Source organism: uncultured Faecalibacterium sp., from assembly GCF_900066275.1.
Classification (GTDB): Bacteria; Bacillota; Clostridia; order Oscillospirales; family Ruminococcaceae; genus Faecalibacterium; species Faecalibacterium taiwanense.
In genome coordinates this window covers 27,529-50,317 of record NZ_FMFG01000015.1, presented here as the reverse complement: position 1 = coordinate 50,317, position 22,789 = coordinate 27,529, and the positions used below count along the sequence as shown (strand labels likewise).

Annotated in this window: 21 protein-coding genes; 11 read left to right on the top strand and 10 right to left on the bottom strand. The window is 59.3% G+C overall.

Annotated elements, in window-relative coordinates; genetic code table 11:
• Positions 1-87: 87 nt before the first annotated feature.
• From QZL71_RS07160 to QZL71_RS07140, 5 genes are all read right to left on the bottom strand, one after another.
• Positions 88-888, bottom strand: coding sequence for a gluconate 5-dehydrogenase (locus QZL71_RS07160; RefSeq protein ID WP_097774328.1), 801 nt, complete (start codon positions 886-888; stop codon positions 88-90).
• A gap of 81 nt (positions 889-969) precedes the next feature.
• Positions 970-1,818 (bottom strand): 5-dehydro-4-deoxy-D-glucuronate isomerase, encoded by an 849-nt coding sequence (kduI, locus tag QZL71_RS07155; RefSeq protein WP_005944042.1) that lies wholly within the window; start codon positions 1,816-1,818, stop codon positions 970-972.
• 19 nt (positions 1,819-1,837) lie between these two features.
• On the bottom strand, positions 1,838-2,863 hold the full coding sequence (locus tag QZL71_RS07150; RefSeq protein WP_005944043.1) for a sugar kinase: 1,026 nt from the start codon (positions 2,861-2,863) through the stop codon (positions 1,838-1,840).
• Between the two features lie 93 nt (positions 2,864-2,956).
• Positions 2,957-3,919, bottom strand: a complete 963-nt coding sequence (eda, locus tag QZL71_RS07145; RefSeq protein ID WP_154260708.1) for a bifunctional 4-hydroxy-2-oxoglutarate aldolase/2-dehydro-3-deoxy-phosphogluconate aldolase — start codon at positions 3,917-3,919, stop codon at positions 2,957-2,959.
• Positions 3,920-4,131: 212 nt separating this feature from the next.
• The gene (locus QZL71_RS07140) at positions 4,132-5,043 is read right to left on the bottom strand and encodes an HAD-IIB family hydrolase (RefSeq protein ID WP_097774331.1); all 912 of its coding nucleotides are present in this window, start codon (positions 5,041-5,043) and stop codon (positions 4,132-4,134) included.
• A gap of 147 nt (positions 5,044-5,190) precedes the next feature.
• On the opposite strand from QZL71_RS07140, the gene QZL71_RS07135 reads away from it, so the two are divergent.
• The 3 genes from QZL71_RS07135 to QZL71_RS07125 all read left to right on the top strand — a co-directional run bounded on the left by QZL71_RS07135 (position 5,191) and on the right by QZL71_RS07125 (position 7,840).
• The gene (locus tag QZL71_RS07135; protein ID WP_005944050.1) at positions 5,191-5,826 is read left to right on the top strand and encodes a phosphatase PAP2 family protein; all 636 of its coding nucleotides are present in this window, start codon (positions 5,191-5,193) and stop codon (positions 5,824-5,826) included.
• A gap of 199 nt (positions 5,827-6,025) precedes the next feature.
• Positions 6,026-6,700, top strand: coding sequence for a GntR family transcriptional regulator (locus QZL71_RS07130; RefSeq protein ID WP_294648368.1), 675 nt, complete (start codon positions 6,026-6,028; stop codon positions 6,698-6,700).
• Positions 6,701-6,910: 210 nt separating this feature from the next.
• Positions 6,911-7,840 carry a hypothetical protein gene (locus QZL71_RS07125; RefSeq protein ID WP_294648367.1) on the top strand — a complete coding sequence of 310 codons (930 nt, stop codon included), beginning with the start codon at positions 6,911-6,913 and terminating at the stop codon, positions 7,838-7,840.
• A 72-nt stretch (positions 7,841-7,912) separates the two neighbouring features.
• Here the strand turns inward: QZL71_RS07125 and QZL71_RS07120 are convergent, their stop codons facing one another.
• From QZL71_RS07120 to QZL71_RS07100, 5 genes are all read right to left on the bottom strand, one after another.
• A complete protein-coding gene (locus tag QZL71_RS07120; RefSeq protein WP_005944056.1) occupies positions 7,913-8,659 on the bottom strand; it encodes a J domain-containing protein in 747 nt (248 codons plus the stop codon).
• A 98-nt stretch (positions 8,660-8,757) separates the two neighbouring features.
• On the bottom strand, positions 8,758-9,597 hold the full coding sequence (locus QZL71_RS07115) for a DUF5685 family protein (RefSeq protein ID WP_097777430.1): 840 nt from the start codon (positions 9,595-9,597) through the stop codon (positions 8,758-8,760).
• Positions 9,598-9,603: 6 nt separating this feature from the next.
• A complete protein-coding gene (locus QZL71_RS07110; protein ID WP_005944061.1) occupies positions 9,604-9,999 on the bottom strand; it encodes a hypothetical protein in 396 nt (131 codons plus the stop codon).
• Positions 10,000-10,125: 126 nt separating this feature from the next.
• A complete protein-coding gene (locus QZL71_RS07105; protein ID WP_294648366.1) occupies positions 10,126-12,513 on the bottom strand; it encodes a glycoside hydrolase family 2 protein in 2,388 nt (795 codons plus the stop codon).
• Positions 12,514-12,710: 197 nt separating this feature from the next.
• Positions 12,711-13,331: a flavodoxin family protein gene (locus QZL71_RS07100; RefSeq protein WP_005944067.1), complete on the bottom strand. Its 621-nt coding sequence runs from the start codon at positions 13,329-13,331 to the stop codon at positions 12,711-12,713.
• Between the two features lie 188 nt (positions 13,332-13,519).
• Here QZL71_RS07100 and rsmD point away from each other — a divergent pair, with 188 nt between their 5' ends.
• The 8 genes from rsmD to QZL71_RS07060 all read left to right on the top strand — a co-directional run bounded on the left by rsmD (position 13,520) and on the right by QZL71_RS07060 (position 22,728).
• Positions 13,520-14,107 (top strand): 16S rRNA (guanine(966)-N(2))-methyltransferase RsmD, encoded by a 588-nt coding sequence (gene rsmD / locus QZL71_RS07095; RefSeq protein WP_044953972.1) that lies wholly within the window; start codon positions 13,520-13,522, stop codon positions 14,105-14,107.
• Positions 14,104-14,565 (top strand): hypothetical protein, encoded by a 462-nt coding sequence (locus QZL71_RS07090; RefSeq protein WP_005944071.1) that lies wholly within the window; start codon positions 14,104-14,106, stop codon positions 14,563-14,565. Before rsmD ends, QZL71_RS07090 begins: the two co-directional genes overlap by 4 nt.
• Before the next feature lie 239 nt (positions 14,566-14,804).
• Positions 14,805-15,770 carry a 16S rRNA (cytosine(1402)-N(4))-methyltransferase RsmH gene (gene rsmH / locus QZL71_RS07085; protein WP_097777433.1) on the top strand — a complete coding sequence of 322 codons (966 nt, stop codon included), beginning with the start codon at positions 14,805-14,807 and terminating at the stop codon, positions 15,768-15,770.
• Between the two features lie 36 nt (positions 15,771-15,806).
• Positions 15,807-16,286, top strand: coding sequence for a hypothetical protein (locus tag QZL71_RS07080; RefSeq protein WP_005944079.1), 480 nt, complete (start codon positions 15,807-15,809; stop codon positions 16,284-16,286).
• A 127-nt stretch (positions 16,287-16,413) separates the two neighbouring features.
• Entirely contained in the window at positions 16,414-18,897 is a 2,484-nt protein-coding gene (locus tag QZL71_RS07075; RefSeq protein ID WP_294648365.1) for a peptidoglycan D,D-transpeptidase FtsI family protein, read from the top strand.
• Between the two features lie 47 nt (positions 18,898-18,944).
• Positions 18,945-20,327, top strand: coding sequence for a UDP-N-acetylmuramoyl-tripeptide--D-alanyl-D-alanine ligase (gene murF / locus QZL71_RS07070; protein WP_097774337.1), 1,383 nt, complete (start codon positions 18,945-18,947; stop codon positions 20,325-20,327).
• A 29-nt stretch (positions 20,328-20,356) separates the two neighbouring features.
• The gene (locus QZL71_RS07065; protein ID WP_294648364.1) at positions 20,357-21,367 is read left to right on the top strand and encodes a glycosyl transferase family 4; all 1,011 of its coding nucleotides are present in this window, start codon (positions 20,357-20,359) and stop codon (positions 21,365-21,367) included.
• Positions 21,368-21,399: 32 nt separating this feature from the next.
• Entirely contained in the window at positions 21,400-22,728 is a 1,329-nt protein-coding gene (locus QZL71_RS07060; RefSeq protein ID WP_120120852.1) for an FtsW/RodA/SpoVE family cell cycle protein, read from the top strand.
• Positions 22,729-22,789: the final 61 nt, after the last annotated feature.

Here is a 22,789-nt window from a genome sequence, read left to right as displayed (position 1 = left end):
CTTTGTAAAAAACAGCCCCATGCAGACTTTGGCCTGCACAGAGCTGTCTGGTCGGAAGGTTGAAGAAGACGCAGTGCCCAAATGGCTTTACTTGGGCTGGCGGCCGATGTAAGCCAGAATGCCGCCGTCGGCGTACAGGATCTGGCCGTTCACAAAGTCGGAAGCGTGGCTTGCAAGGAACACGCAGGGGCCCACCATGTCGTCCGGCTCACCCCAGCGGCCTGCGGGGGTCTTGGCGGTGATGAACTGGTCGAAAGGGTGGCGGCTGCCGTCCGGCTGCACCTCCCGCAGAGGTGCGGTCTGGGCGGTGGCAATGTAGCCGGGGCCCATGCCGTTGCACTGGATGTTGTACTCGCCGTACTCGGAAGCGATGTTCTTGGTGAGCATCTTCAGTGCACCCTTGGCGGCAGCGTAGGCGGAGACGGTCTCGCGGCCCAGTTCGCTCATCATGGAGCAGATGTTGATGATCTTGCCCTCGCGCTTTTCCATCATGTCCGGCAGAACGGCCTTGGAGCAGTTGAAGGCACCGCCTACATGCACATCGATGACCCGCATAAAGTCGGCGTGGCTCATCTCGATCATGGGCACGCGCTTCATCAGGCCGGCATTGTTTACCAGAATGTCCACAGGGCCGACCTCGGCCTTGATCTTTGCAACCATGGCGTTCACAGCGTCCTCATCGGACACGTCGGCCACATAGCCGTGTGCGTCGATGCCGGCTGCCTTGTATGCTGCAAGGCCCTTTTCAAGGCTTGCTTCGGAAGAGCAGTTGAAGCAGATGGCGGCACCGCACTTGGCCATGCCTTCGGCGATGGAAAAACCGATGCCGTGGGCACCGCCAGTGATCAGAGCCACCTTGCCCTGCAGGTTGAAAGCGGAAAGATCCATGATTTTCTCCTTCTCAAGTTAAATTTTTAGCAAAAAGCCCCGTACCGGTGGACCCGGTACGGGGCTTGTGTATGGTGCTTTTTAGCGCAGGTCAGTGGTAGCGATGTTGTCCATGTCGTCAAACTCCATGTTCTCGCCGCCCATTGCCCAGATAAACGTATAGTTCGAGGTGCCTACGCCGCTGTGAATGCTCCAAGAAGGGCTGATGACAGCATCCTCGTTGTGCATCACGATGTGGCGGGTCTGGGTAGGCTCGCCGCACATGTGGAACACCACCTGCCCCTCGGGCAGTTCAAAGTAGGTATAAATTTCCATGCGCCGCTCGTGGGTGTGGCTGGGCATCGTGTTCCAGTTGGAACCGGATTCCAGTTCGGTCATACCCATGCTCAGCTGGCAGGTCTTCAGCACATCCGGGTGGATGAACTGATTGATGGTGCGCTTATTGCAGGTCTCGACGCTGCCCAGAGGACGGTGATTTGCATCGGCCATCTTGATCAGGCGGGTCTCGTAAGAGCAATGTGCGGGAGCGGATACCATGTAGAATTTGGCGGGATGCTCCGGGTCGGCGGAAGCAAAGGTGACTTCCTTGGTGCCCTTGGTGATGTACAGGCAGTCCTTGTAGCCCAGCTCGTACTTCACGCCGTCGGCCACCACGATACCGGTGGAATCCTTGCCGATGTTGAACATGCCGATCTCGCGGCGCTCCAGAAAGTAGTGGGTGCCGAAGTTTGCCCACACATCGATGCCCTTGTCGATGGACACGGTCTCGTGCACCGGCATGCAGCCCAGCGTGACCATACGGTCCACATGGCTGTACACAGCAACGACCTCATCGGCCTTGTACAGGCCGGTGATGAGCATTTCGTCCCGCATTTCTTCAGTGGTATAGCGCTTGAAATCCTTCTGGTTGCAGGAGTAGCGGATATCCATTGTGGACTCCTTCCTGCAATTAGCGCTGGATACGGCCGGAACCGTCGCCGCCAGCCAGCTTCTCGACCTCGGACACGGTCATCATGTTGTAGTCGCCCTCGATGGAGTGCTTCAGAGCAGAAGCAGCAACAGCGAACTCAACAGCTTCCTGAGTGGTCTTGCCGGTCAGCAGGCTGTAGATCAGGCCGCCGCCGAAGGAGTCACCGCCGCCAACGCGGTCGATGATCTTCAGCTCGTACTTCTTGGAGAAGCAGTACTCATTGGAAGCAACATCATACAGCATTGCGCTCCAGCCGTTCTCGGAAGCGTTGTGGCTCTCACGCAGGGTGATAGCGACCTTCTCGAAGTGGAACTTGTCAGCCAGCTGCTTAGCCACGCTCTTGTAGCCCTCAGCATTCAGCTTGCCGCCGTAGATATCGGTAGCCTCGGCCTCAATGCCGAACACGTCCTTTGCGTCCTCCTCGTTGGAGATGCACACGTCAACATACTGGCACAGATCGGTCATGGCAGCGCGGGCCTGCTCACGGGTCCACAGCTTGCCGCGATAGTTCAGGTCGCAGCTGATCTTCACGCCGTGAGCCTTAGCAGCCTTGCAGGCCTCGCGGCAGATCTCGACGACATTCTCGCCCAGAGCCGGGGTGATGCCGGTGAAGTGGAACCAGTCCACGCCCTCGAAGATCTTATCCCAATCAAAGTCGGAGGGCTGAGCCAGCTGGATGGCACTGTTGGCACGGTCGTAGATGCAGACGGAACCACGCTGAGAAGCACCCTTCTCGTTGTAGTAGATGCCAACGCGATCGCCGCCGCGGGTGATCATGCTGGTGTCAACGCCGTAACGGCGCAGGCTGTTGACAGCGGCCTGACCGATTGCGTGTGCGGGGAGCTTAGTGACGAAAGCTGCGTCCAGACCGTAGTTGGCCAGAGAAACAGCAACGTTTGCCTCGCCGCCGCCGAAGCTGAACTCCAGGCTGTTAGCCTGAACGAAACGCTCGTAGTTGAACGGCTGCAGACGAACCATCAGTTCGCCAAAAGTAACGACTTTCATTGGTTATTCTCCTTTTATTTACAGGTGTTTATGACCTTCTGCTGCGGGGCATCCCCGGCGCAGCAGGGCTTTCACGGATAGGGGAGCCGGAGCTCAGGCCTGAACCAGGTGGAATGCGAAGCCGCCGATCTCGTCTGCAAAGTAGCAGGCGATGGTCTTGCCGTTCTTCACGACCTTGCTGTCCAGATCGAACTTGGCGCCGCGCTGAGACAGGTGATAGATGGCACGATCCACGTTGTTGCAGCCGATGGCGATGTGGCCATTGGTGCCGCGGCCGACCTTCTTCATGATCTCGAACTCCTTGTTGCCGACAAAGATGCTGGAGTTGCCGGGAGCGACCTTCATGTTCAGCAGGCTGCCGATGAGGTTTGCCAACTTCATGGCCTCTTCCTCGTTCTCGGTGTTGATGCCAATGTGCATCAGCTTCAGGCCCAGCATGGTGTCAACAGCTTCCTTGCTCTGAGCGGTGATCTTAGCCCAGTCGCCAGCCTTGATCACGTCGCTCTTGCACATCCAGGTACCGCCCACAGCGAAGATCTGGTCATAGCCCAGATAATCGTTGACGTTCTTTGCGTTGACACCGCCGGTGCACATCCAGCGTGCGCTCTTCAGGGCAGCGCCGATGTTCTTCAGCATGCCGACACCGCCGTTTGCCTCAGCGGGGAAGAACTTCAGGGCCTCGCAGCCCATGTTCATAGCCTGCTGCATCTCGCCTGCAGAGCAGGTGCCGGGCATCATGATGCCGCCCTTGTCGATAACGTGCTTGCAGACCTCGGGGTCAAAGCCGGGAGCAACGATGAAGGAAGCACCAGCTGCCATTGCACGGTCAGCCTGCTCGGTGGTCAGGACAGTGCCTGCGCCCAGCAGCATCTCGGGCATCTCCTCGTGGATCTTGCGGATGCACTCCTCAGCGCATGCGGTACGGAAGGTGACCTCAGCTGCGGGCAGACCGCCGTCAGCCAGAGCCTTGCACAGGGGCAGGGCTTCATCAACGCTGTTAAAAGCGATAACAGGGATAATGCCGATCTGATAGACCTTTTCTACGATGGGATTCATAAATGCATTTCTCCTTTTAGTTTGAACTCTCTTGGTGCGCGTGGGCTGCCGTTTGGGCATGGTGCACCCACTGTGCGCTCATATTATTAGTATAAACGACGGAAATGAGTTTGGAAATGCTCAACAAGCACAATGTTTTGCATAATAGCTTGTATACATTGCACAAAAATGACGAATGACCTGAAAATTGGGGCTGTTTTGACCCTGTTTGCTCAAATACCAAGCCTGCCGAACAGCTCTGCAACGCCGTCGTGGTCGCAGTCGGCTTCGCTCACAATGCTGCCAATGGCCTTGATCTGGGGCATTCCGTTGGCCATAACAGCGGCGATCCCTGCCTTTTCCAGCATGGCGCGGTCGTTCTCGCTGTCGCCCACGGCAAGGGTGTTCTCGTGGGGGATGCCCAGCAGGTCGGCCAGAGCCAGCAGGGCACTGCCCTTATCCACACCGGCAGCGGTCACTTCAATGTTATCCGGCGAACCCTGCACCACGGCCACGCCCGGGATAGCCTGAAACTTTGGCAGGGCAGCGGCGGTCTTTTCGGTGCTGTCGAAGAACATGCACAGTTTTTCAATCTCGTGCGCATGGCGGGACATCCAGCTCTCGATGCCGGGAATGACGGTAAAGCGGCCGTCGGTCAGGTTCTGCCGCGCCTCGGAGGAGAGAAAGTGGGCGGTGCGGGAGGTGAGCTTTGCAATGCCCTCCGGAGTCTTGATGGCAAGGCCGTCGCTGAATACGCTCAGCTCGCCATCGTACTGCTGGAACAGGTCAAAAGCTTCCCGTGCCACTTCTGTCGGCATCAGGCGGTGCAGCAGGCAGGCGGGTTCGCTGGTGTGGCGTTGGGCAGCGTTGGCATAGCGGCTGTGCACAGCACCCATGGGGTCATCGCCAAGGTCCCACACGGCGGCACCGTTGGAGGTGATGGCATACCGGATGCCGGGCAGCTTTGCCACAACAGGCGGCAGACTGGCCAGTGGGCGGCCTGTGGCGGGCACCACCACCACGCCATGCTCTACAGCGCGGGCAATGGCTTGACGGGTGGCAAGGGTGACCTCGTTGTTCCGGTTCAGCAGGGTGCCGTCCAGATCCAGCGCGGCAAGGCGGACAAGGGGAAAGCTTTGCAACATAATGACTCCTTTTATAATAGGTACGCTCAAAAACAGAGCGCAAGTTTACAACACTCTTTTTATTTTATCGCACCGGAAAGGTTTGCGCAAGATGGCGTGATGTGGTATAATCATATCTTATCACATTGAAAATATAGGAGAAATACCATGAATCCCAAACAATTGTGGAGCCGGCGCCGTCCGCACCTGTGGTTCCAGCTGTACTGGGTGGTGTATCTGATCTGGTTCTTCTGGCTGGATCTGACCATCAAAGATCCCAAATATATCATCCACGCCCCGCTTGATGACCGGATTCCCTTCAATGAGTGGTTCATCTTTCCGTATTGCAGCTGGTTTGTGCTGCTGGCTGGTGTGACGGCCCTGCTGTGGTGGTGCGACACCCAAAGCTACGATAAGCTCTGCCTGACCATGTTTTCCGGCATGACCTTCTGCCTGATCCTGTACATGCTGCTGCCCAACGGTCTGGATATCCGCCCCACAGTGGATGCGGTGGGCCGCAGCAACATTGCAATGAGCATCATGCAGCTGATCTGGAGGGCGGACGCCTCGGTCAATGTGTGCCCGTCCATCCATTGCCAAAGCTCGGCCTGCATGGCACTGGCGTTCAGCCACAGCAAGCTGGCAAAGGAGCGCCCGGCCCTGAAAATTCTGGCCTGGGTGTGGGCTGCACTGATCTGTGCGTCCACCGTGTTCACCAAGCAGCACTCCATCATTGATGTGGTGTGCGGTCTGGCCGTGGCCTTTGTGTGGGTGCCGGTGGTGTACCGTTCCGCTAAAAAGTAAACGCAGCAAAAGCCCTTCACCCGGAGGGCTTTTGTGCTGCCATGGGGCCTGTCTTGACAAAACAGAGAAAAATGTTGGCGATTTTTAGTTGCAGCCACACTTGACAGCCGCCCTGTGGTTGGGTAATATGGTCTTGATAACTTCAATACTAGTATATCAATTTTTGCTTTACACCGGAGGTTGAAGGGAGAGAGACCACATGTCATTACTGAGTGCGCGCGAAACGGCATACCAGACGATCCGCAGCCGGATCATCACGATGGAGCTGAAGCCCGGTGATCCGCTGAATGACCGGGAGCTGGCCGAAGAGCTGGGCATCAGCCGCACGCCCATGCGGGAGGCTTTGCTGATGCTCAATCTGGCCCGCATGGTGGACATCAAACCGCAGAGCGGCACCCATGTGGCACCCATCAACCTGAAGTTGATGGAGATGGAGCAGTTTGCCCGCTATACACTGGAAAAAGAGATCCTGAACCGGCTGCGCGGCCGTGTGACACCCCGGCAGGAGGAAGAATACCGCAGCAACATTGAGACATACCGTGTGCTGGAAGCGGATATGAGCCAGCCGGACCGCACTGCCCGTATGCTGGAGCTGGATAATGCATTCCACCGCAAATCCTTTGAGTTGTGCGGCATGGAAGCTCACTACGACCACATGCTGGCCAGCCTGCAGCATGTGGAGCGCATCCGCAAGTTCAGCCTGCAGACCGAGGAAAACAAGTCGGTCTGCTCCTCGCACACGGCAATTCTGGAAGCACTGCTGCACGGCAGCGCGGACGACGTGAGCGAAGCGCTGGAAAGCCACCTGAGCCGGTATAAGCAGTCGGTGGCGCAGGCCCGCAGCGTCCACCCGGAATATTTTATTGATGAATGAACTTGAGGGAGAAACCACTGGAAGAGGGCAGGTTCCTCTTTTTTGCATAAAATATAAAAAAATTGAATTACTTGAATCACGTTATTGACCAAAACAGCGTTTTGCGGTAAAATCGAGGTGCAACAGGCATGGTATCATGCCGGTTCCCGACGCAGTGTGCCGTGGGGCGCGGCTGTGCGATCCCTTTACAGAATAAGGAGGTCTTAAGCAATGAAGGCCAAACGATTGATAGCTCTTGCACTGGCAGCAGTGTTCATGCTCAGCGCGGCAGCAACGCCGGTGTTTGCCGCAGCAGCTCTGCCGCAGGAAAATGCAACGCTGGAGCAGCAGAATGATATGGTTTCCATCCGGCTCAAAGCCACGGGCGACCTTGTTTATGGCTCCAACTACAAGCTGGAGGTGCAGACCAACCCTGCCGATACCCAGTATATCGGTGTTGTGGTGGGCGTTGGCGGCGAAGCGAATGGCTATGTGACGCTGGTGCTGTCGGATAAGATCCGCACGCTGCTCAAGATGATCCCGCTGCCCAAGAAGATGTCCAAGACACCGGATCAGGCAGAGGAGTTCAATGTGTACAGCTACCTCAAGCAGCTGATCGACGGCAACGATGTCAGCGTGCTGCTGCGGGTGGCCGATGAGGCCGTCTCGGTGATGGATGTACTGCACTTCTATGTGCCTACCATCGATCAGGTGTCCAACGGCCTGCGCCTTGCGCTGAACCTGATCCGCAAGTATCTGCCGGAGGGCGCGTTCAGCCGCATTTATCTGGACGAGCAGCCGGTGGATGCCGGCAACTATGTGGCCGGTGCACTGGCGCTGGAAAGCAGCGATATGAACACCGCAGGCTTTGCCATGTTCAAGATCAAGCCCAAGACAAACGGCGTGCGCATGTACTGGGCACAGCAGGCCGAAAAGCCCATGACCGCCGAAGAGCTGCAAAGCTTCAATGAAGCGGCTGTGCTGGAAGTGGATGGTCAGGTGGTGCCCACCGATAAGATCCGCTACAGCTACAAGAAGTCCGGCTGGGGCTGTGATGCCACCAGCGAGCTGCCCACAGAGCCGGGCACCTATGTGCAGACGGCAGAGATCGGCGGCAATTACTCCTGCAGCAAGATCAGCCGCAACATCACCGTAAAGTGATGCCATAAAGCAAAAACAAGACCCCGCACCAGAAGGTGCGGGGTCTTGCTGTATCTTATGAGAAAAACGGGATCACATGCGGAACCGGAAGCCCCAGCCGCCGCAGCAGCAGTTGCAAAGCAGGTTCAGCAGGATCATGCTCCAGCACCACTGCATCAGGCCGCCGGGGCTGGTGTAGGTGGCCTGTGTGGTGCGGTAGGTCTGGCCGGGGTTCTGCATCCGGCGCAGGTGCATCTGGTACTCGGTGTTGCCCGGGTCCAGCTGCACGGCACGGCGGGCATCCTGCAGCGCATCGATGCGGTTGCCCAAGCCCTGATTTGCGAGGGAGGAAAGATAATACCACCGGGCATTGCGGCCGGTCATGCCGTCCAGCACGCGGCGGGCCTCCGCATAGCGGCCATTGGCCACAAAGTTGCGGGCGGCCTGCATCTCCGGGCTGTCGGAGCCGGAATAGCTTGCGCCCTGCTGGCCGTAACCCTGCTGGTAGCCGCCAAAGCCAAACCCGAAACCGAACGGGTCAAAGCCATCGAATCCGTCAAAACCGCCGTAACCGTTCTGATAACCCTGCTGCTGGTAGTTCTGCTGGCCGTAACCCTGTTGTTGGTAGCTGCCGTAGGGATTTCCGCCCATCTGGGGGCCGGTCTCGCCCTTGGTAATGGCATCGTAAGCCGCCTGCACTTCCTTGAAGTGCTCCTCGGCGGTAGGATCGTTGGGGTTCAGGTCCGGGTGCCAGCGCTTGCACTTGGCGCGGTATGCTTTTTTGATCTCGTCATCGCTTGCGCCGCGCGAAACGCCCAGCACCTCATAGGGGTCTCTCATGGATATACTTCCTCACGTCTCATTTCGCGCAGCCACAGTGCCGCGCAATGTTTATAGTCTACCGTATTGCCGTGGAAAAATCAAGACAAAGCCGCCATTCAGCCACGGCTGCGGGCCTGCTTGGCTGTTTTGCAGTTGTATTTGAGCCATACGCCGGAGTAAAGGATGTTGCGCAGCAGGTCTGCGTCCTCCACGCAGGGCAGGCGTTCAAAGCTCTGGGCACACTGCGCCAGCAGCAGCTCAAAGATCTCTTTCATTTCTTCCTCATAGCCGGGCTGCTGACTGAGTGCTTTCAGCGGATTGTAGGCCCCCTTGCGCTGGTCGTGCTCCAGATCGTCATAGGCATCCAGCAGGTAGATGAACTTGCCCAGATGGAAGCCGATGCTGCGCAGCTCCGGCGACCAGTGATCCTGCCGGTAGTCGAACAGCTCTGCCATCAGCTCGCCAAAGCAGCCGGACACGGCATCCAGATCTTCGCTCCCGGCAGCTTCATATTCTGCCAGCCTGTCCAGACAGGTGCGGATGGCGCTGCACTGACGGGGCCAGCGGCTCTCGGCAGCCTGCTTACAGCCGGTAAGCAGCTTTTCATATCCAAGGCCCAGCAGGCTGCGGTCGTCCTTCCACTTATCCTCGGCGTTGTAGTAGTGCAAGGCTACGCTCAGATCTGCACAGTAATCGGTGGGGGAGGCCGCCCGCCATTCCACACCGCCCAAGGGGTGGATGGGGCACCGGTCGTGGCCGGAAGAAGCTTCGGTCTCACCCTCGTACAGGCTGCACAGCAGCAGGTTCAGGAAGGTGAGGTCATAGCTCAGCGTAAAGCGGCCCCGCAGGCCGTGCAGTGCGTCGATGCGGCGGCACAGCCCGCAGTAGGCGGTGCGGTATCGCTTTTGTGCTTCGTCCGAAAGCGCGGCCTGATTGGGCACAACATAACCAAACATGGCCGCTCAGCTCTTTTTGATGAACTGGGTGCCGCAGCGCGGGCAGGAGATCTGGATGCGGCCGCGGCCACGGGGCACACGCAGCTTCTGGCGGCACTTGGGGCAGCGGTAGTAGTGGTAGAGCTTGCGGTTGGCCCACTGATCCTTCAGACCGCGGAACTTACGGTCTACGCGGTCCTTCAGGGCATAGTACTGGTAGTTCTCCTCCGTGCGCTTGGAAATGTTGCGGCTGAGCGAGCGGTAGTAGCACAGCACCAGCAGCACCAGACCCAGCCATGTGAACAGGCTGAAGCGGGTGAGCAGCGAGATCAGCAGCAGCACGATGGACGCGATGCTCAAAAACTGGTTCAGGCCATCGGTACCGTAGCGGCCGATCATAAACTGACGGAATTTTTCTCTCATAACTCCTGCATCCTTTGTTTTGGAATCAAAGCGGGCGCGCCCGCCGTTATTTTACAGTTCTTAGGATACCAGTCAACCATGATGAAATTTTGAACAGAGTGCAAATCTATCATGAAGGGACGGAAATTAAGCTTCCCGGCAACGGATGGTCACCACGGCATCGGTATCCAGCGCACCTTCCATGCGGCAGTGCAGCACGGCGCGGCCCGCTTCGCCGGTGGTGGCAAGGTAGGTGCCCGCCATGCCGCCGCGCAGCGGCACCACGCTGGGACCAATGATCTTCAGCGGGCCGTCCACGCTCAGCTGAACGGCTTCGCCGCAGTAGGGCAGCAGGCTGCCGTTCTGGTCGATGGCGCGCAGGCTGACAGCGGCGCAGTCCCAGGTGGGGCCGTCAGTGAGGATGGGGTTGTGCACGGTGCATTCCAGCCGGACGCTCTGCACCGGTTCCCGCACCACGGTGCGCACGGTGCGGCCATGCCACACGGCTTCAAAACGGTAGGCTGCGCACGGTGTGCCCAGCACGCCGATGTATTTGTAATACATGCGGGCTACCTCGTTCCAGCTCAGCCGCAGCGAAAGCATCCGCGCCTTGGAAAGCGGCGAAAGCTCCATGGCATCCCGGCGCATCTCGTTCAGGATAGCGGCTGTCATCTGGGCGGAGGCCGGGTCCATGCCCTCGTACTTTTCCAACAAAGAACCCACAAAATCGTTGATCTCAATGGGCGGATGCGTCATGGCGGCAAAACGGCCGTGCCGGTCAGGCGTGAACTCGGCAATGTAGTCGTTGCCGCGGTACAGCCGCACGCTTTCGGCGTTGGTGAACACCCAGCAGGCTGTGGGAACGCCGCCGGGCAGGTCGCCCAGTGCCATGCCGGAAGAGACTTCCAGCACGATGTCCGAGGGGGAACGCGGCGTTTTCTGGCTTGCATATACCGCCGCCGAAAGCTTCGGGTTGCGGAACATATCCATCACACCGTGGTAGCAGATGCGGTCGCCGCTGCCAAATTCCCGGTGGGTGTTGTAATCGGCCATGCACCAGCCAAAGCTGCCGGCCACGCCCTGCTGCGCAATGGAATCGTTGATCCCGGCGGCATAGCGCAGAGCCTGCACCAGCCGGTGGGTCTCGTCGTCAAAGGGCTTGGTGGGCAGCTGCTGCCCGCCGAACTCGCTGATGAGGTAGCCTTTGCGGGGGTCGGAAGTCACCGCGGCGCGGGCTTCGCAGGCGGCACCGCGCCCACGGTAAGAGTAATCGTTGTAGGCGTAAACATCCTCCAGCAGCTGGCTCTTGCGGTGGTTCCGCGCGCCTGCCGTGGGGCGGGTGGGGTCCAGCCGGTGGATGGCCTCGTTGGTGCGCTTATAAAACGCTTCGTCGTCGGCGCTGCCGTTCACACGGGCACCCCACAAAAAGATGCTGGGGTGGTTGCGGCACTGGCATACCATTTCGCGGCAGTTCTGCAAGGCCTGCGCCTTCCAGCTCTCGTCGCCGATGTACCGCCAGCCGGGCATCTCGGTGAACACCAGCAGGCCCAGCTCATCGCAGGCATCCAGAAACGCAGGGCTCTGGGGGGAATGGCTGGTGCGCACTGCGTTGCAGCCAAGGTCTTTTTTCAGGATCTGAGCATCCAGCCGCTGGATGCTGTCCGGCATGGCATAGCCCTGATAGGCGTAGCTCTGGTGGCGGTTCAGGCCCCGCAGCTCCACGCGCTGACCGTTCAGGTACAGTCCGCCTGCCACGAACTGCACGGTGCGGAAACCGAAGCGGATGGTCTTTTCGTCCAGCACACGGTCCGGCAGACCGGCAGAGCCGGGACGGATCAGCTGTACGGTGAGGGTGTACAGGGTGGGATGCTCGATGCTCCACGGGTGCACACCGTTCAGCACGCCGGTGATGGGCAGGGAAAGCTCGCCGCTGTAGGCGGCGCGGCTGCCGGAAGGGCTGCAGATCTCGGCCTGCAGTGTGCAGCCTACCGTCTCACCCACGGTGGAGGTATAGATGCGGAAATCGCCCTCGGCCTTTGCCTCGATGAACACATCCCGCAGGTAAGCGGGCTCCTTGATGTCCAGACTGACGGCACGGTAGATGCCGCCGTAGGTCAGGTGATCGATCTGCCCGCCAAAGGGAGGAATGTTCAGATCCTCGCGGCTGTCGCAGCGCACAGCCACCACGTTTTTCTGACCCAGATGCAAAGCGCTGGTCAGATCTACCGTGAAGGCGGTGTAGCCGCAGGCGTGGTGGAACAGCCGCCGCCCGTTGCAGAACACGGTCGCGTCATGGGCAACAGCACCAAAGGTGAGCAGAACAGTGCGGCCTGCCCACTCTCTGGGTGCAAAAAACTCCCGCCGGTAGCCGCACAGGTACTGGTATTCATTTTCGTTGCAGTAATTGTAGGGCAGCACCCGCACAGTGTGGGGGATGCGCACCGGTTCCAGTTCCAGTCCGCACTCCGGCCGCACCAGTGCCGGGTCGAACCGGGGCGTGAACAGCCAGCCTTCGTTCCAATCGTAGTGTTCCATACAAGGGTCTCCATCCTGCTAAAATCACTTTACATCTTATAGTAACACAAACTTATGAACGAAAAAAGAAGCGGAAGGCGCTTTGGAAAAGGTTTTTTGCTGTTTTTGGCACGAAATGGCGTGGACTGCAAAGAAAAAGAGGCTCAGAGCAGCTTACGGACTGTTCTGAGCCTCTGGATCAGAAATTGATTTTCCGATCAGCGGATAAAATTGGTCATGGGGCGCTTGGGGTTCTGCGGGTGTTCAAAGCCAGCGGCCCTGCCTGCTTCGATGCAGTGCAGCAGCCATGCCATGTTGCGGCCCAGCTCCTGCATTACGGCGCAGCCCTCGGCATCCTGCAGCACCTGCTCGGCGTTGGAGCCGTGCACCATGGCCCAGTAGGAGCCGTTCACCAGCGGCATGTGGAAGAACTGCGGGTACTTTACCAGCTGGTCCAGCGTGGTGGTGGTGCCTGCACGGCGGGCCGAGCAGCAGATGGCGGCGGGCTTGTAGGCCAGATATCTGCCGCCCGCGTAGGCAAGGCGGTCCATGAAGCTGGTCATGTTGCCGGATGCGGATGCATAGTGCACCGGGCTGCCGAACACGAAGCCATCGGCGGTTTTGGCCTTCTCGATGGCCTCGTTGACCACGCCGCCAAACACGCAGCCGTTGCCTGCGGCACAGCCGCCGCAGCCGATGCAGCCGCCCACGGGTTTGCCGCCGACATGCAGGATCTCAGTGTCCACACCGGCATCGTTCAGTTCCTTTGCAATGAGCGAAAGGGCGGTATAGGTGCAGCCTTTTTCGTGCGGGCTGCCGTTGATGAGCAGAACTTTCATGGGAATACTCTCCTTTTATGCCAGAATGCGCCGCAAAAGCCCGGCGCTGCCGGTTTTATTGTAGCACAAACCGCCAGACGGCGCAACGCGCGGCCCTTGACAAGAATATGCAGTTGGGTGATAATAAAGTGATACAAAAAACGTGTTTGCAGCCACATCTTCCGGCTGCAAGGAGGAGGAAAGAGAACATGCGCGTGATCGCAGGAGAAGCCCGGGGCCGCAGTCTGGAGGCCCTGCCGGGGACCGACGTGACCCGGCCCACCCTTTCGCAGGTAAAGGAGGCGATGTTCAGCATCGTCCAGTTCGACCTGCCCGGCGCACGGGTGCTGGACCTGTATGCGGGCAGCGGCCAGCTTGGCATTGAAGCACTGAGCCGCGGCGCGGCGCGCTGCGTGTTTCTGGACGAGAACCGCGAGGCGGTGAACATCATCATGCGCAACTGCAAGGCCTGCGGCGTGTTCGACCGCAGCCGCGTCAATATCGGCGAGGCTGCGCGGTATCTTTCCGCCTGCCGCGAGCAGTTCGACATCGTACTGCTGGACCCGCCCTTCCGCAATGGTACACTGGAAAAGATCCTGCCTGCGGTGGATAAATGCACCGCGCCCGGCGGCATCGTGCTGTGCGAGAGCGAGACCGGCATCGTGCTGCCGGCCGAGGCAGGCGGCCTGACCCTGAAAAAACAGTACAAGTACGGCAGGGTGCTGCTGTGGAAATACACAAAGCCCATGCAGAACACAGACCCTGCCGAGAACGAACCGAAGGGAGAAGCACTATGAACGTGAACGAACTTTTGGATACCATTGAGGATGCACTGGAGGAAGGTGCCAATGTGCCCCTTTCCGGCGGCAAAAAAATCGTGGATGTGGAGCAGATCCGGGATTATCTGGACGAGATCCGCGCAAACCTGCCCGGCGAGCTGCGGCAGGCCCAGCAGATCGTGAACGACCGCGCTCAGATCGTGGAGACGGCCAACGCACAGGCGCAGGCCATTGTGAAAAAGGCTGAGGAGCGGGCGCGCATTCTGGTGAGCGAAGCCGAGATCGTGAAGGCTGCACAGCAGCGCGCCGGGGAAATCACCACTGCAGCCCAGAACGAGGCCCGCACCCTGCGCCAGACCGTGACCGACTATTGCGACAACATGCTCAAGAACACCGAGGAAACAATGGTGGAAAATGCGGCACAGGTAAAGAATGTGCGCGCAAATCTGCGCCAGAACGCCAAGAAAAACGGCTGAAGACAGCCTTTTTCACACACAAATTACACATACGGCAAAAACCAAAGTTCCTGCAGGCAGAAATGACGGCCGACAGGGACTTTTTTTGTTGCATTTTGCGGCAAAAACGGGAGCACAAACCCTTGCAATCAGGGGCCTGATTTGTTAAAATAAAACTGTGTTATCGGGTAAAAGTGTGCGCTGTGTGCACAGTGCCCGGAACACGGAAAGCTTATGAACTGAGAAAGGAGGCCGCAGCGATGGAACTTGAAACACAAGCAGCCTTTGACCCGGCCTCGTTTGAGCATATCCCCGTTCTGCTGAACGAGTGTCTGGAGGGGCTTGCCATTGATCCGGCCGGCACCTACCTTGACGGCACTGCAGGCGGCGCGGGACATTCCCGCCAGATCGCCTTGCGGCTGGATGCAGAAAAGGGCGGCAGGCTGATCTCGCTGGATCAGGACCCGGACGCGGTGCAGACCGCGCGTGCCCGCCTTGCGGGCCTGCCTGCCACGGTGGTGCAGATCAACTTCCGCTATGCCGGACAAGCTCTGGAAAGCCTTGGCATCGACAAGGTCAACGGCGCGCTGCTGGATCTGGGCGTTTCCAGCCATCAGCTGGACGATGCGGCCCGCGGCTTTTCCTACCGTGCGGATGCACCGCTGGACATGCGGATGAGCCAGCAGGGCGAAACGGCAGCGGACCTTGTGAACACCGAGAGCCGCGAAGAGCTGGCACGCATCCTGCGGGATTACGGCGAAGAACCTTTCGCATGGCAGATCGCGGGCAGGATCGTGGAGGCAAGGGAGAATTCTCCCATCGAAACGACCCTGCAGCTGGCAGATATCGTGGCCAGCGCCATGCCCCCGGCGGAACGCCGCAAAAACAAGAACCCTTCCCGCCGCACCTTTCAGGCGCTGCGCATTGCAGTGAACCATGAACTGGATGCGCTGGAAGAAGGCTTGGATACCATTTTCGATCACCTTGCGCCGGGCGGCCGGCTGTGCGTGATCACCTTCCACTCGCTGGAGGACCGGCTGGTGAAGAACAAATTTCGCCGCTGGTCCACCGCGTGCACCTGCCCGCCGGAGTTTCCGGTGTGCGTATGCGGCGGCAAGGCCAAAGCGAAGCTGATCACCCGCAAACCCATTGAAGCAAACAGTCAGGAATTGGAAGAGAACCGGCGCAGCCGGTCCGCCCACCTGAGAGTTTTGGAAAAATGCTGAACGGCAGAAGCCGTTGTGTGAGGAGGAGAGCAAACCATGGGTCAGGCAGCATATGATTATAACGCGGTACGCCGCAGAAAAGCCCCGCAGACACAGCGCAAGGCAGATCTGCGGGTAGCAAAGGGCGGCAAGCGTCGGCTTTCGCCGCTGCAGGCAGCGGTGCACAACGCCATGCATCTGGTAGCAGCAGCACTGCTGGTGGGGTTTGCCATCAGCCTGCTGTGGAGCGAGTCCAAGCTGGTGGAGCTGAACGACCAGATTCAGGACGCAAAGGCTCAGCTGGTCAGTGAGCAGAGCCAGTATACTTACTATAACAGCACCCTGAACAGCAAGACCAACATTACCAGCGTGGAAGAGACGGCCGGCAGGCTGGGCCTGATGAAAATTGATCAGAGCCAGATCACCTACATCCGTTTGGGCGAGAGCGACACGCTGGAGCGCACCCAGTCCGCTGTGCGGCAGTGGACCGACTTTATCTACAACGGTGCCGTGAACATTCTTGGCACTGTAAAGTGAACCAAATACGGGAAAGCGTGCGGCAGCGCACGCTTTTTCGGTTTATACACCCTGTTTGCAGGGCAGTTCCAAATTTGACAAAAGCGCGGCAGAAGGCAGCAAATGCCCGCTGCCGCAGGAGCATACCATGTGGAAATTCTTCCGAAAATTCATCAAAAAAATAAAAGGCCCCTGGCCGGAAACCAGCACCGGTGCCCGCATGAACCCCAGAACCAGTCTGATCTGCGGCGGTCTGGCCCTTGTGGTCATGGGCCTTGCTGCGGCCCGTGTGACCTACAGCCTGTATGATATCCAGATCAAAAACGGTGACACCTACCGCCAGCTGGCCGCAAAGCAGCAGCTGCTGGATACCACCATCAAGGCCACCCGCGGCGAGATCTACGATACCTCCGGTATCACGCTGGCCTCCACCAGCGTGGTGTGGACCATCTGGGCCGACCCGGACAACAGCAAAATCTTATATACCACCACCGGCAAGGATGAGGAGACGGTGCGCACGCTGGACACTGCCATGTGCGCCGAGGTCAGCCGGGAACTGACCCTGCGCCTGCTTTCCGGCGACGGCGAAAGTCTGGACGCGGTGGACACTTCCTCGGAAGCGTACCAGACCCAGTACCAGAAGGTTTACGATGCACTTTCCAAGACGGACACCAAGTATCAGGTGCTGGCCACCAAGGTGAACAACGCTGTCAAGCTGTCCATCGAATCCTACGTTTCCCAGTTCAACAAGGCACACAAGCGTGCCACGGAGACCTCCCGCAAGGGCAACATCTCGGTCGGCAGCGAGAAGAGCTTCCAGCGCAATTACCCCTACGGAGCGTTTGCAGCGGCAGTGCTGGGCTTTACCGATGCGGACGGCATTGGTACTTACGGTTTGGAAAAATCCTATCAGTCCACGCTGGCCGGTGTGGATGGCCGCACCATTACCCAGCGCAATGCCTACGGCAACGCCATTGCGGACGAGAATGCCACCACCTTTGCAGCCAAGGATGGCTCCAATCTGGTGCTTTCGCTGGATGTGAATGTGCAGGAGATCGTGGAACGGTATCTGAACGAAGCCATTGCAGCCAACACGGTGGAAAACCGCGGCTGCGCCATCGTGATGAACGTCAAGACCGGTGCCATCCTTGCCATGGCTTCCAAGCCGGATTTTGACCCCAACGACCCGCTGGACTACAGCGCAAATCTGGATTACCTCAACGAGCTGGTGCGCGCTGAGCCGGAGCTGTACGGCATCTACAAAAAGGATGAGAACGGCAACGAGCTGAAGGATGCAAACGGCAACCGCATTCTGGACGAGGAGGGCGATTACTCCGGCTACTTCCGCGATATTCAGTGGAAAAACAAGGCCATCACCGAGTTGTACTACCCCGGCAGTGTGTTCAAGGTGATCACCTCGGCCATGGGCGTGGACTCCGGCCTTGCAAACATCAACACCACCTTTACCTGCGCCGGTGCTTACGGCGTGGCAAAGGAGACCTACCACTGCGCAGGCCACAAAGCCCACGGCACCATCACACTGGCCGAAGCTCTGCGCCAGAGCTGCAATATCTACTATATCCAGCTGGGCCAGCGCGTTGGCTCCCAGACCTTCTATAACTACTTCGATGCCTTTGGCTTTACCAGCCGCACCGGCGTGGACCTGCCCAGTGAGACGGGCTTCATGCAGTATTATAAGGCCAACCAGCTGGGCGAAGTGCAGCTGGCTTCCTCGGCCTTTGGTCAGGCAATGGCCATCACCCCGCTGCAGATGTGCACCGCTGTGGCTGCAGCCGTCAACGGCGGCTATCTGGTCACGCCCCATGTGGTGGATAAGATCACCGATGCAAATGGCAACGTGATCGAGGAGATCGGTGCCAATGTGCGCCGTCAGGTCATCAGCGAGAGCACCAGCAATGTGATCCGCCAGATCATGGAATATGAGGTGGGCAACGGCACCGGCGGCGGCAAGTATGCCTATGTGTCCGGCTACCGTATCGGCGGCAAGTCCGGCACTTCCGAACAGTTGAACATGGACCGCCGTGCCGACGGCGACTACAAGAAGGTGGCATCCTTTGCCGCTGTCCTGCCTGCCGACGACCCGGAGATCATCGTCTATGTGATGCTGGATGACCCCAACAACGCCAGAACGGACTACTCGTCCCTGCTGGCAGCGCCCGTTGTGGGCAACATCATCAGCGAGATCGCACCTTACCTTGGCATTGCCGCCGACGGCGAGGATCGCAGCCAGACTGTGGTCACTGTGCCGAATCTGGTGGGCACCGAGTGGAGCAGTGCGCAGGTGCAGCTGAACATCAAGGGCCTCAGGCATCAGCTGGCCGAAAGCACCACCAGTCAGGCGGCAGCAGCTGTCACCTACCAGTATCCGCACGCGGGTGCAAAGGTGGCCTACGGCACCACCGTGTACCTGTATACCGATACCTATGAGGGCAGCCATACCGATGTGCCGGATGTGACCGGCAAGAGCGCGGACTTTGCCCGCCAGATGCTGTCTGCCGCCGGATTGAACTGTGTGGTGGAGGGCAATGCGAACGGCACTGTGCAGGCCCAGAGTGCAGACCCCGGTTCCAGTGTGCAGCGCGGCACCGTCGTGACCATTACCTGTGGATAAGAGAGAGTATCCTGCGATCCTGAATAAACAGAGAGGGGACATGAACAATGGAAAAAATTTCTGCAAGTAAGCTTCTGGCAGGGCTGGTGCCCGCAGACTTCATCCGGGAAGAGGTGCAGGTGGAACTGGTGACCACCGACAGCCGCGAGGTGCGGCCCGGCTGCATTTTTGTAGCGTTCCCGGGTGAAAAATTTGACGGCCACGATTTTGCGGCCAAAGCACTGGAGAACGGTGCTGTTTATGTGGTGGTGAACCACCCGGTGGAGGGCGTGCCTGCGGAAAAGGCCATCCTCTGCCCGGACAGCTACCACGCCATGATGGTGATGGGCGCGAACTACCGCAGCCAGTATCACCCCAAGATGGTGGGTGTGACCGGCAGCGTGGGCAAGACCACCACCAAGCAGATGACCTACGCCGCCCTTGCAGGCTTTGGCGAGACCATCAAGACCGAGGGCAACCAGAACAATGAACTGGGCATGCCCCGCACCCTGATGCGGCTGGAAAGCAGCACTGAGTATGCCGTGATCGAGATGGGCATGAGCCATGCGGGCGAGATCGACCGTCTGGCCCGGGCCGCACGCCCGGATGTGGGCATCATTACCTGCATCGGTGTGTCCCACATCGGCAATCTGGGGAGTCAGGAGAACATCTGCAAGGCAAAGCTGGAGATCTGCAACGGCCTGCCGGAGGGTGCACCGCTGGTGCTGAACTATGATGATAAGTTCCTGCGCGCCGCAAAGCTGCCCGCCCACGTGAAGCCGGTATGGTTCAGTCTGGCAGATGAGAACGCTGATGTGTGTGCACTGTCCATCCGGCAGGAAGAGGACGGCATGAGCTTTGTGCTGGAAGATCAGGAAGAGGGCACCTTTGTGGTCAAGATTCCGGCCATGGGCAAGCACAATGTGGCAAACGCTCTGGCTGCTTACTGCGCCGCCACCCGCTTGGGCTGCGACCCGCGCGGTGTCATCAAGGGGCTTTCCAATTTTGAGCAGACCGGCCGCCGCCAGAAGGTGGTGCACAGCAAGGGCGTTACCGTCATTGAGGATTGCTACAATGCAAACCCCGACAGCATGAAGGCCGCGCTTGCCATGTTCAAGGAATTCCACTGCAAGCGCCGCTTTGCCCTGCTGGGCGATATGCTGGAGCTGGGCGAGCTGTCCCGCGAAGCCCACGAGGAGCTGGGCCGTCTGGCTGCGGAGAGTGATCTGTACTGCCTTGTGACCTACGGCGAAAACGCAAAGCGCACGGCTGTGGTGGCTGCGGCCAAGGGGGTCAAGACCCTCCATGCCAACAACTACCGCGAGGCAGCGGATGCTCTGCTGAACCGGATAGAGCCGGGCGATGCCCTGCTGGTGAAGGCAAGCCGCGGCATGGCGCTGGAAAAAGTGCTGGAAATTTTCTACGCAGAGCAGAAAGATGCCGAAGAATAACCCTTTGGCATGAATTTGGAGATTGAAAAATGATTCGTTTCGCCTTGGTCGTCGCGTCGGTGCTGGGTTTTGTGCTGACTGCGGCGCTCGGCAATATGATGGTACCGCTGCTGCGGGAGCTGCAGCGTGCGGCACGCGGTACACAGCCGGACAGCGATGCCCCGGACAGCCCGGTGCCTACCATGGGTGGGCTGTGCCTGATGGTGGGCACCCTTGCCGCTGTGGGCGTGGGCTGGCTGGCCGCATGTGCTGCACAGCCTTCCCTGCTTGGCAGCGACCGGCAGATGACCTCCCGCCTGCTCATTGCACTGCTGGGGTCGCTGGCCTTTGGCGCAGTGGGGCTGGCCGATGATCTGGCCCGCATCCGCAGCCGCTACCCGAACGGTTTAGGCCTTGGCCTGCGCCGCACACAGCGCCTTGCACTGGAATGCATCGCTGCAGTGCTGGTGCTGGGTCTGCTGGCGCTGAATGGGTGCCTGCCTACAGGGCTGATCCTGCCGGGAGCAGGCTATGTGGAATGTGCGCTGGCACCGCTGCTGTGGGCTGTGCTGCTGGTGGCGATGGCCGAGGCGGCCCGCGTGGCCGACGGTGCCGACGGCACGGTGTGCGGCGCGGCCTTTGCGGCCATGCTGGGCCTGATGATGCTGGAAACACAGCTGGGCTGGTTCCCGCTGGCAGTATTCCCGGCGGCACTGGCCGGTGCACTGATGGCCTTTCTGCTGTGGGATTTTCCACCGGCAAAGCTGCACCCCGGCCGGTGCGGCTGCTTGTATGCAGCGGGAGCCATTGGCTGCATCCCGCTGTGCATTGGCTACGCAGAGCTGAGCATCCCGCTGGCACTGCCCTTCTGGGTGGAGGGCGGCATGGTGGTGCTGCAGGTCCTGTTCTGCCGCTGGAAGGGCAGGCCGCTGTTTGCGGCGGCACCGCTGCACCGCTGGCTGGAAAAGCGCGGCATGAGTGCAGTGAATATTTTTTACAGCCTGTGCGCACTGAGCGTGTGCGGGCTGGCGCTGGCCGTGCGTCTGGCACGCTGGGTCTGAGCGCCTGATTCTGAAAATAAGGGGGCGTGGCAATGGCAGCCACCCGCAGACAACATAAAAACCAAAAAGAAAGTGCATGGGTGCCGCCGCTGCAGCGGGACCCGGGACCATGGAACCGGCTGCTGCTCAACTGGCTGGCAACGCTGGCCATTATCATGGTGTTCGGCCTTGTAATGCTGTACAGCGCAAGCTACACCACCGGCTACCTGCGCATGGGCGACAGCCTGCACTACATCAAGCAGCAGGCTATCTGCATGGCCATTGGCATTGGCTGTATGGTAGTCATGAGCTATGTGGATCACCGCTTTCTGCGCTGGGCGAGCAAGCCGCTGTACTGGGTGGTGCTGGCCATGCTGGCCGTCACGCTGACCTTTGCACCGCTGAACGGCTGCCGCCGCTGGATCCGTCTGGGCGGCCTGACTCTGCAAACCTCTGAGGTGGCAAAGTTTGAGATGATCCTGCTCTCGTCCCATCTGGCGGCAAGTGCGCCGCAGATCGGCCGGTTCAGCCCGTCGCTGAGAGAAAAGATCAAGCCAAAGGATTGGTTGTTCATCCGCATCGTAAGGCAGCTGATCGTGCCGGTGCTGCCGCTGGTGCCGGTGGTGCTGCTGCTGTTTTTAGAGCCGCACATGTCCGGCATCCTGCTGACCACCGCCATCGTGGGCACCATCCTCATGCTGACCGGCTGCGGCGGTGTATTGACATGGTGCGGGGCCGCGGCGGCGGCTCTGCTGCTGAAACCGGCTCTGACGCTGGTGGAATCCATTGGCTATCTGCAGGACCGCCTGAACACATGGTCCGATGATCTGGAAGCGCTGAACGACCAGACCAAGCAGAGCTTGTACGCCATCGGCTCCGGCGGACTGAAGGGCCTTGGCCTTGGCAACAGCGTGGAAAAGCAGCTCTGGCTGCCGGAAAGCACCAACGACTTCATCTTCAGTGTGGTGTGTGAAGAGTTGGGCTTCATCGGTGCGGTGCTCATCATCGTGCTGTTCATACTGCTCATAGCGCAGGGCCTGATGATCGCCTATAAGGCCGAGAACCAGTTCTGCACCATGGTGGGAATTGGCATTATGGCGCAGATCGCCTGGCAGGTGTTCTGCAACATCGCCGTGGTCACCAACACCATCCCGAATACCGGCATCAGCCTGCCGTTTTTCTCGTCCGGCGGCACCAGTCTGATCTTGCTGCTGGCAGAAATGGGCGTGATGGTGAACATTGGGCGCAACGGAGAGCGGGCGGCGCAGCAGAGGGCGGCGGCCCACGCACAGCGGCAGGCTGCAAAGGCTCAGCGTGATGCGGAGCTGAAGGACCGTACCATCAATCTGGACGATGCCCGCCGTGCGCGCAATGAACTGTAACGACTGTTTTGAGGGCGCAGGCCAGTGGGGAGCTCCCCGATGACCTGCCCAGATGCACTAA

What these genes read in the sequence shown, in the direction of transcription:
- QZL71_RS07160 (WP_097774328.1), bottom strand. Translation starts at nt 888, where the DNA reads ATGGATCTTTCCGCTTTCAACCTGCAGGGCAAGGTGGCTCTGATCACT.
- kduI (WP_005944042.1), bottom strand. Translation starts at nt 1,818, where the DNA reads ATGGATATCCGCTACTCCTGCAACCAGAAGGATTTCAAGCGCTATACC.
- QZL71_RS07150 (WP_005944043.1), bottom strand. Translation starts at nt 2,863, where the DNA reads ATGAAAGTCGTTACTTTTGGCGAACTGATGGTTCGTCTGCAGCCGTTC.
- eda (WP_154260708.1), bottom strand. Translation starts at nt 3,919, where the DNA reads ATGAATCCCATCGTAGAAAAGGTCTATCAGATCGGCATTATCCCTGTT.
- QZL71_RS07140 (WP_097774331.1), bottom strand. Translation starts at nt 5,043, where the DNA reads ATGTTGCAAAGCTTTCCCCTTGTCCGCCTTGCCGCGCTGGATCTGGAC.
- QZL71_RS07135 (WP_005944050.1), top strand. Translation starts at nt 5,191, where the DNA reads ATGAATCCCAAACAATTGTGGAGCCGGCGCCGTCCGCACCTGTGGTTC.
- QZL71_RS07130 (WP_294648368.1), top strand. Translation starts at nt 6,026, where the DNA reads ATGTCATTACTGAGTGCGCGCGAAACGGCATACCAGACGATCCGCAGC.
- QZL71_RS07125 (WP_294648367.1), top strand. Translation starts at nt 6,911, where the DNA reads ATGAAGGCCAAACGATTGATAGCTCTTGCACTGGCAGCAGTGTTCATG.
- QZL71_RS07120 (WP_005944056.1), bottom strand. Translation starts at nt 8,659, where the DNA reads ATGAGAGACCCCTATGAGGTGCTGGGCGTTTCGCGCGGCGCAAGCGAT.
- QZL71_RS07115 (WP_097777430.1), bottom strand. Translation starts at nt 9,597, where the DNA reads ATGTTTGGTTATGTTGTGCCCAATCAGGCCGCGCTTTCGGACGAAGCA.
- QZL71_RS07110 (WP_005944061.1), bottom strand. Translation starts at nt 9,999, where the DNA reads ATGAGAGAAAAATTCCGTCAGTTTATGATCGGCCGCTACGGTACCGAT.
- QZL71_RS07105 (WP_294648366.1), bottom strand. Translation starts at nt 12,513, where the DNA reads ATGGAACACTACGATTGGAACGAAGGCTGGCTGTTCACGCCCCGGTTC.
- QZL71_RS07100 (WP_005944067.1), bottom strand. Translation starts at nt 13,331, where the DNA reads ATGAAAGTTCTGCTCATCAACGGCAGCCCGCACGAAAAAGGCTGCACC.
- rsmD (WP_044953972.1), top strand. Translation starts at nt 13,520, where the DNA reads ATGCGCGTGATCGCAGGAGAAGCCCGGGGCCGCAGTCTGGAGGCCCTG.
- QZL71_RS07090 (WP_005944071.1), top strand. Translation starts at nt 14,104, where the DNA reads ATGAACGTGAACGAACTTTTGGATACCATTGAGGATGCACTGGAGGAA.
- rsmH (WP_097777433.1), top strand. Translation starts at nt 14,805, where the DNA reads ATGGAACTTGAAACACAAGCAGCCTTTGACCCGGCCTCGTTTGAGCAT.
- QZL71_RS07080 (WP_005944079.1), top strand. Translation starts at nt 15,807, where the DNA reads ATGGGTCAGGCAGCATATGATTATAACGCGGTACGCCGCAGAAAAGCC.
- QZL71_RS07075 (WP_294648365.1), top strand. Translation starts at nt 16,414, where the DNA reads ATGTGGAAATTCTTCCGAAAATTCATCAAAAAAATAAAAGGCCCCTGG.
- murF (WP_097774337.1), top strand. Translation starts at nt 18,945, where the DNA reads ATGGAAAAAATTTCTGCAAGTAAGCTTCTGGCAGGGCTGGTGCCCGCA.
- QZL71_RS07065 (WP_294648364.1), top strand. Translation starts at nt 20,357, where the DNA reads ATGATTCGTTTCGCCTTGGTCGTCGCGTCGGTGCTGGGTTTTGTGCTG.
- QZL71_RS07060 (WP_120120852.1), top strand. Translation starts at nt 21,400, where the DNA reads ATGGCAGCCACCCGCAGACAACATAAAAACCAAAAAGAAAGTGCATGG.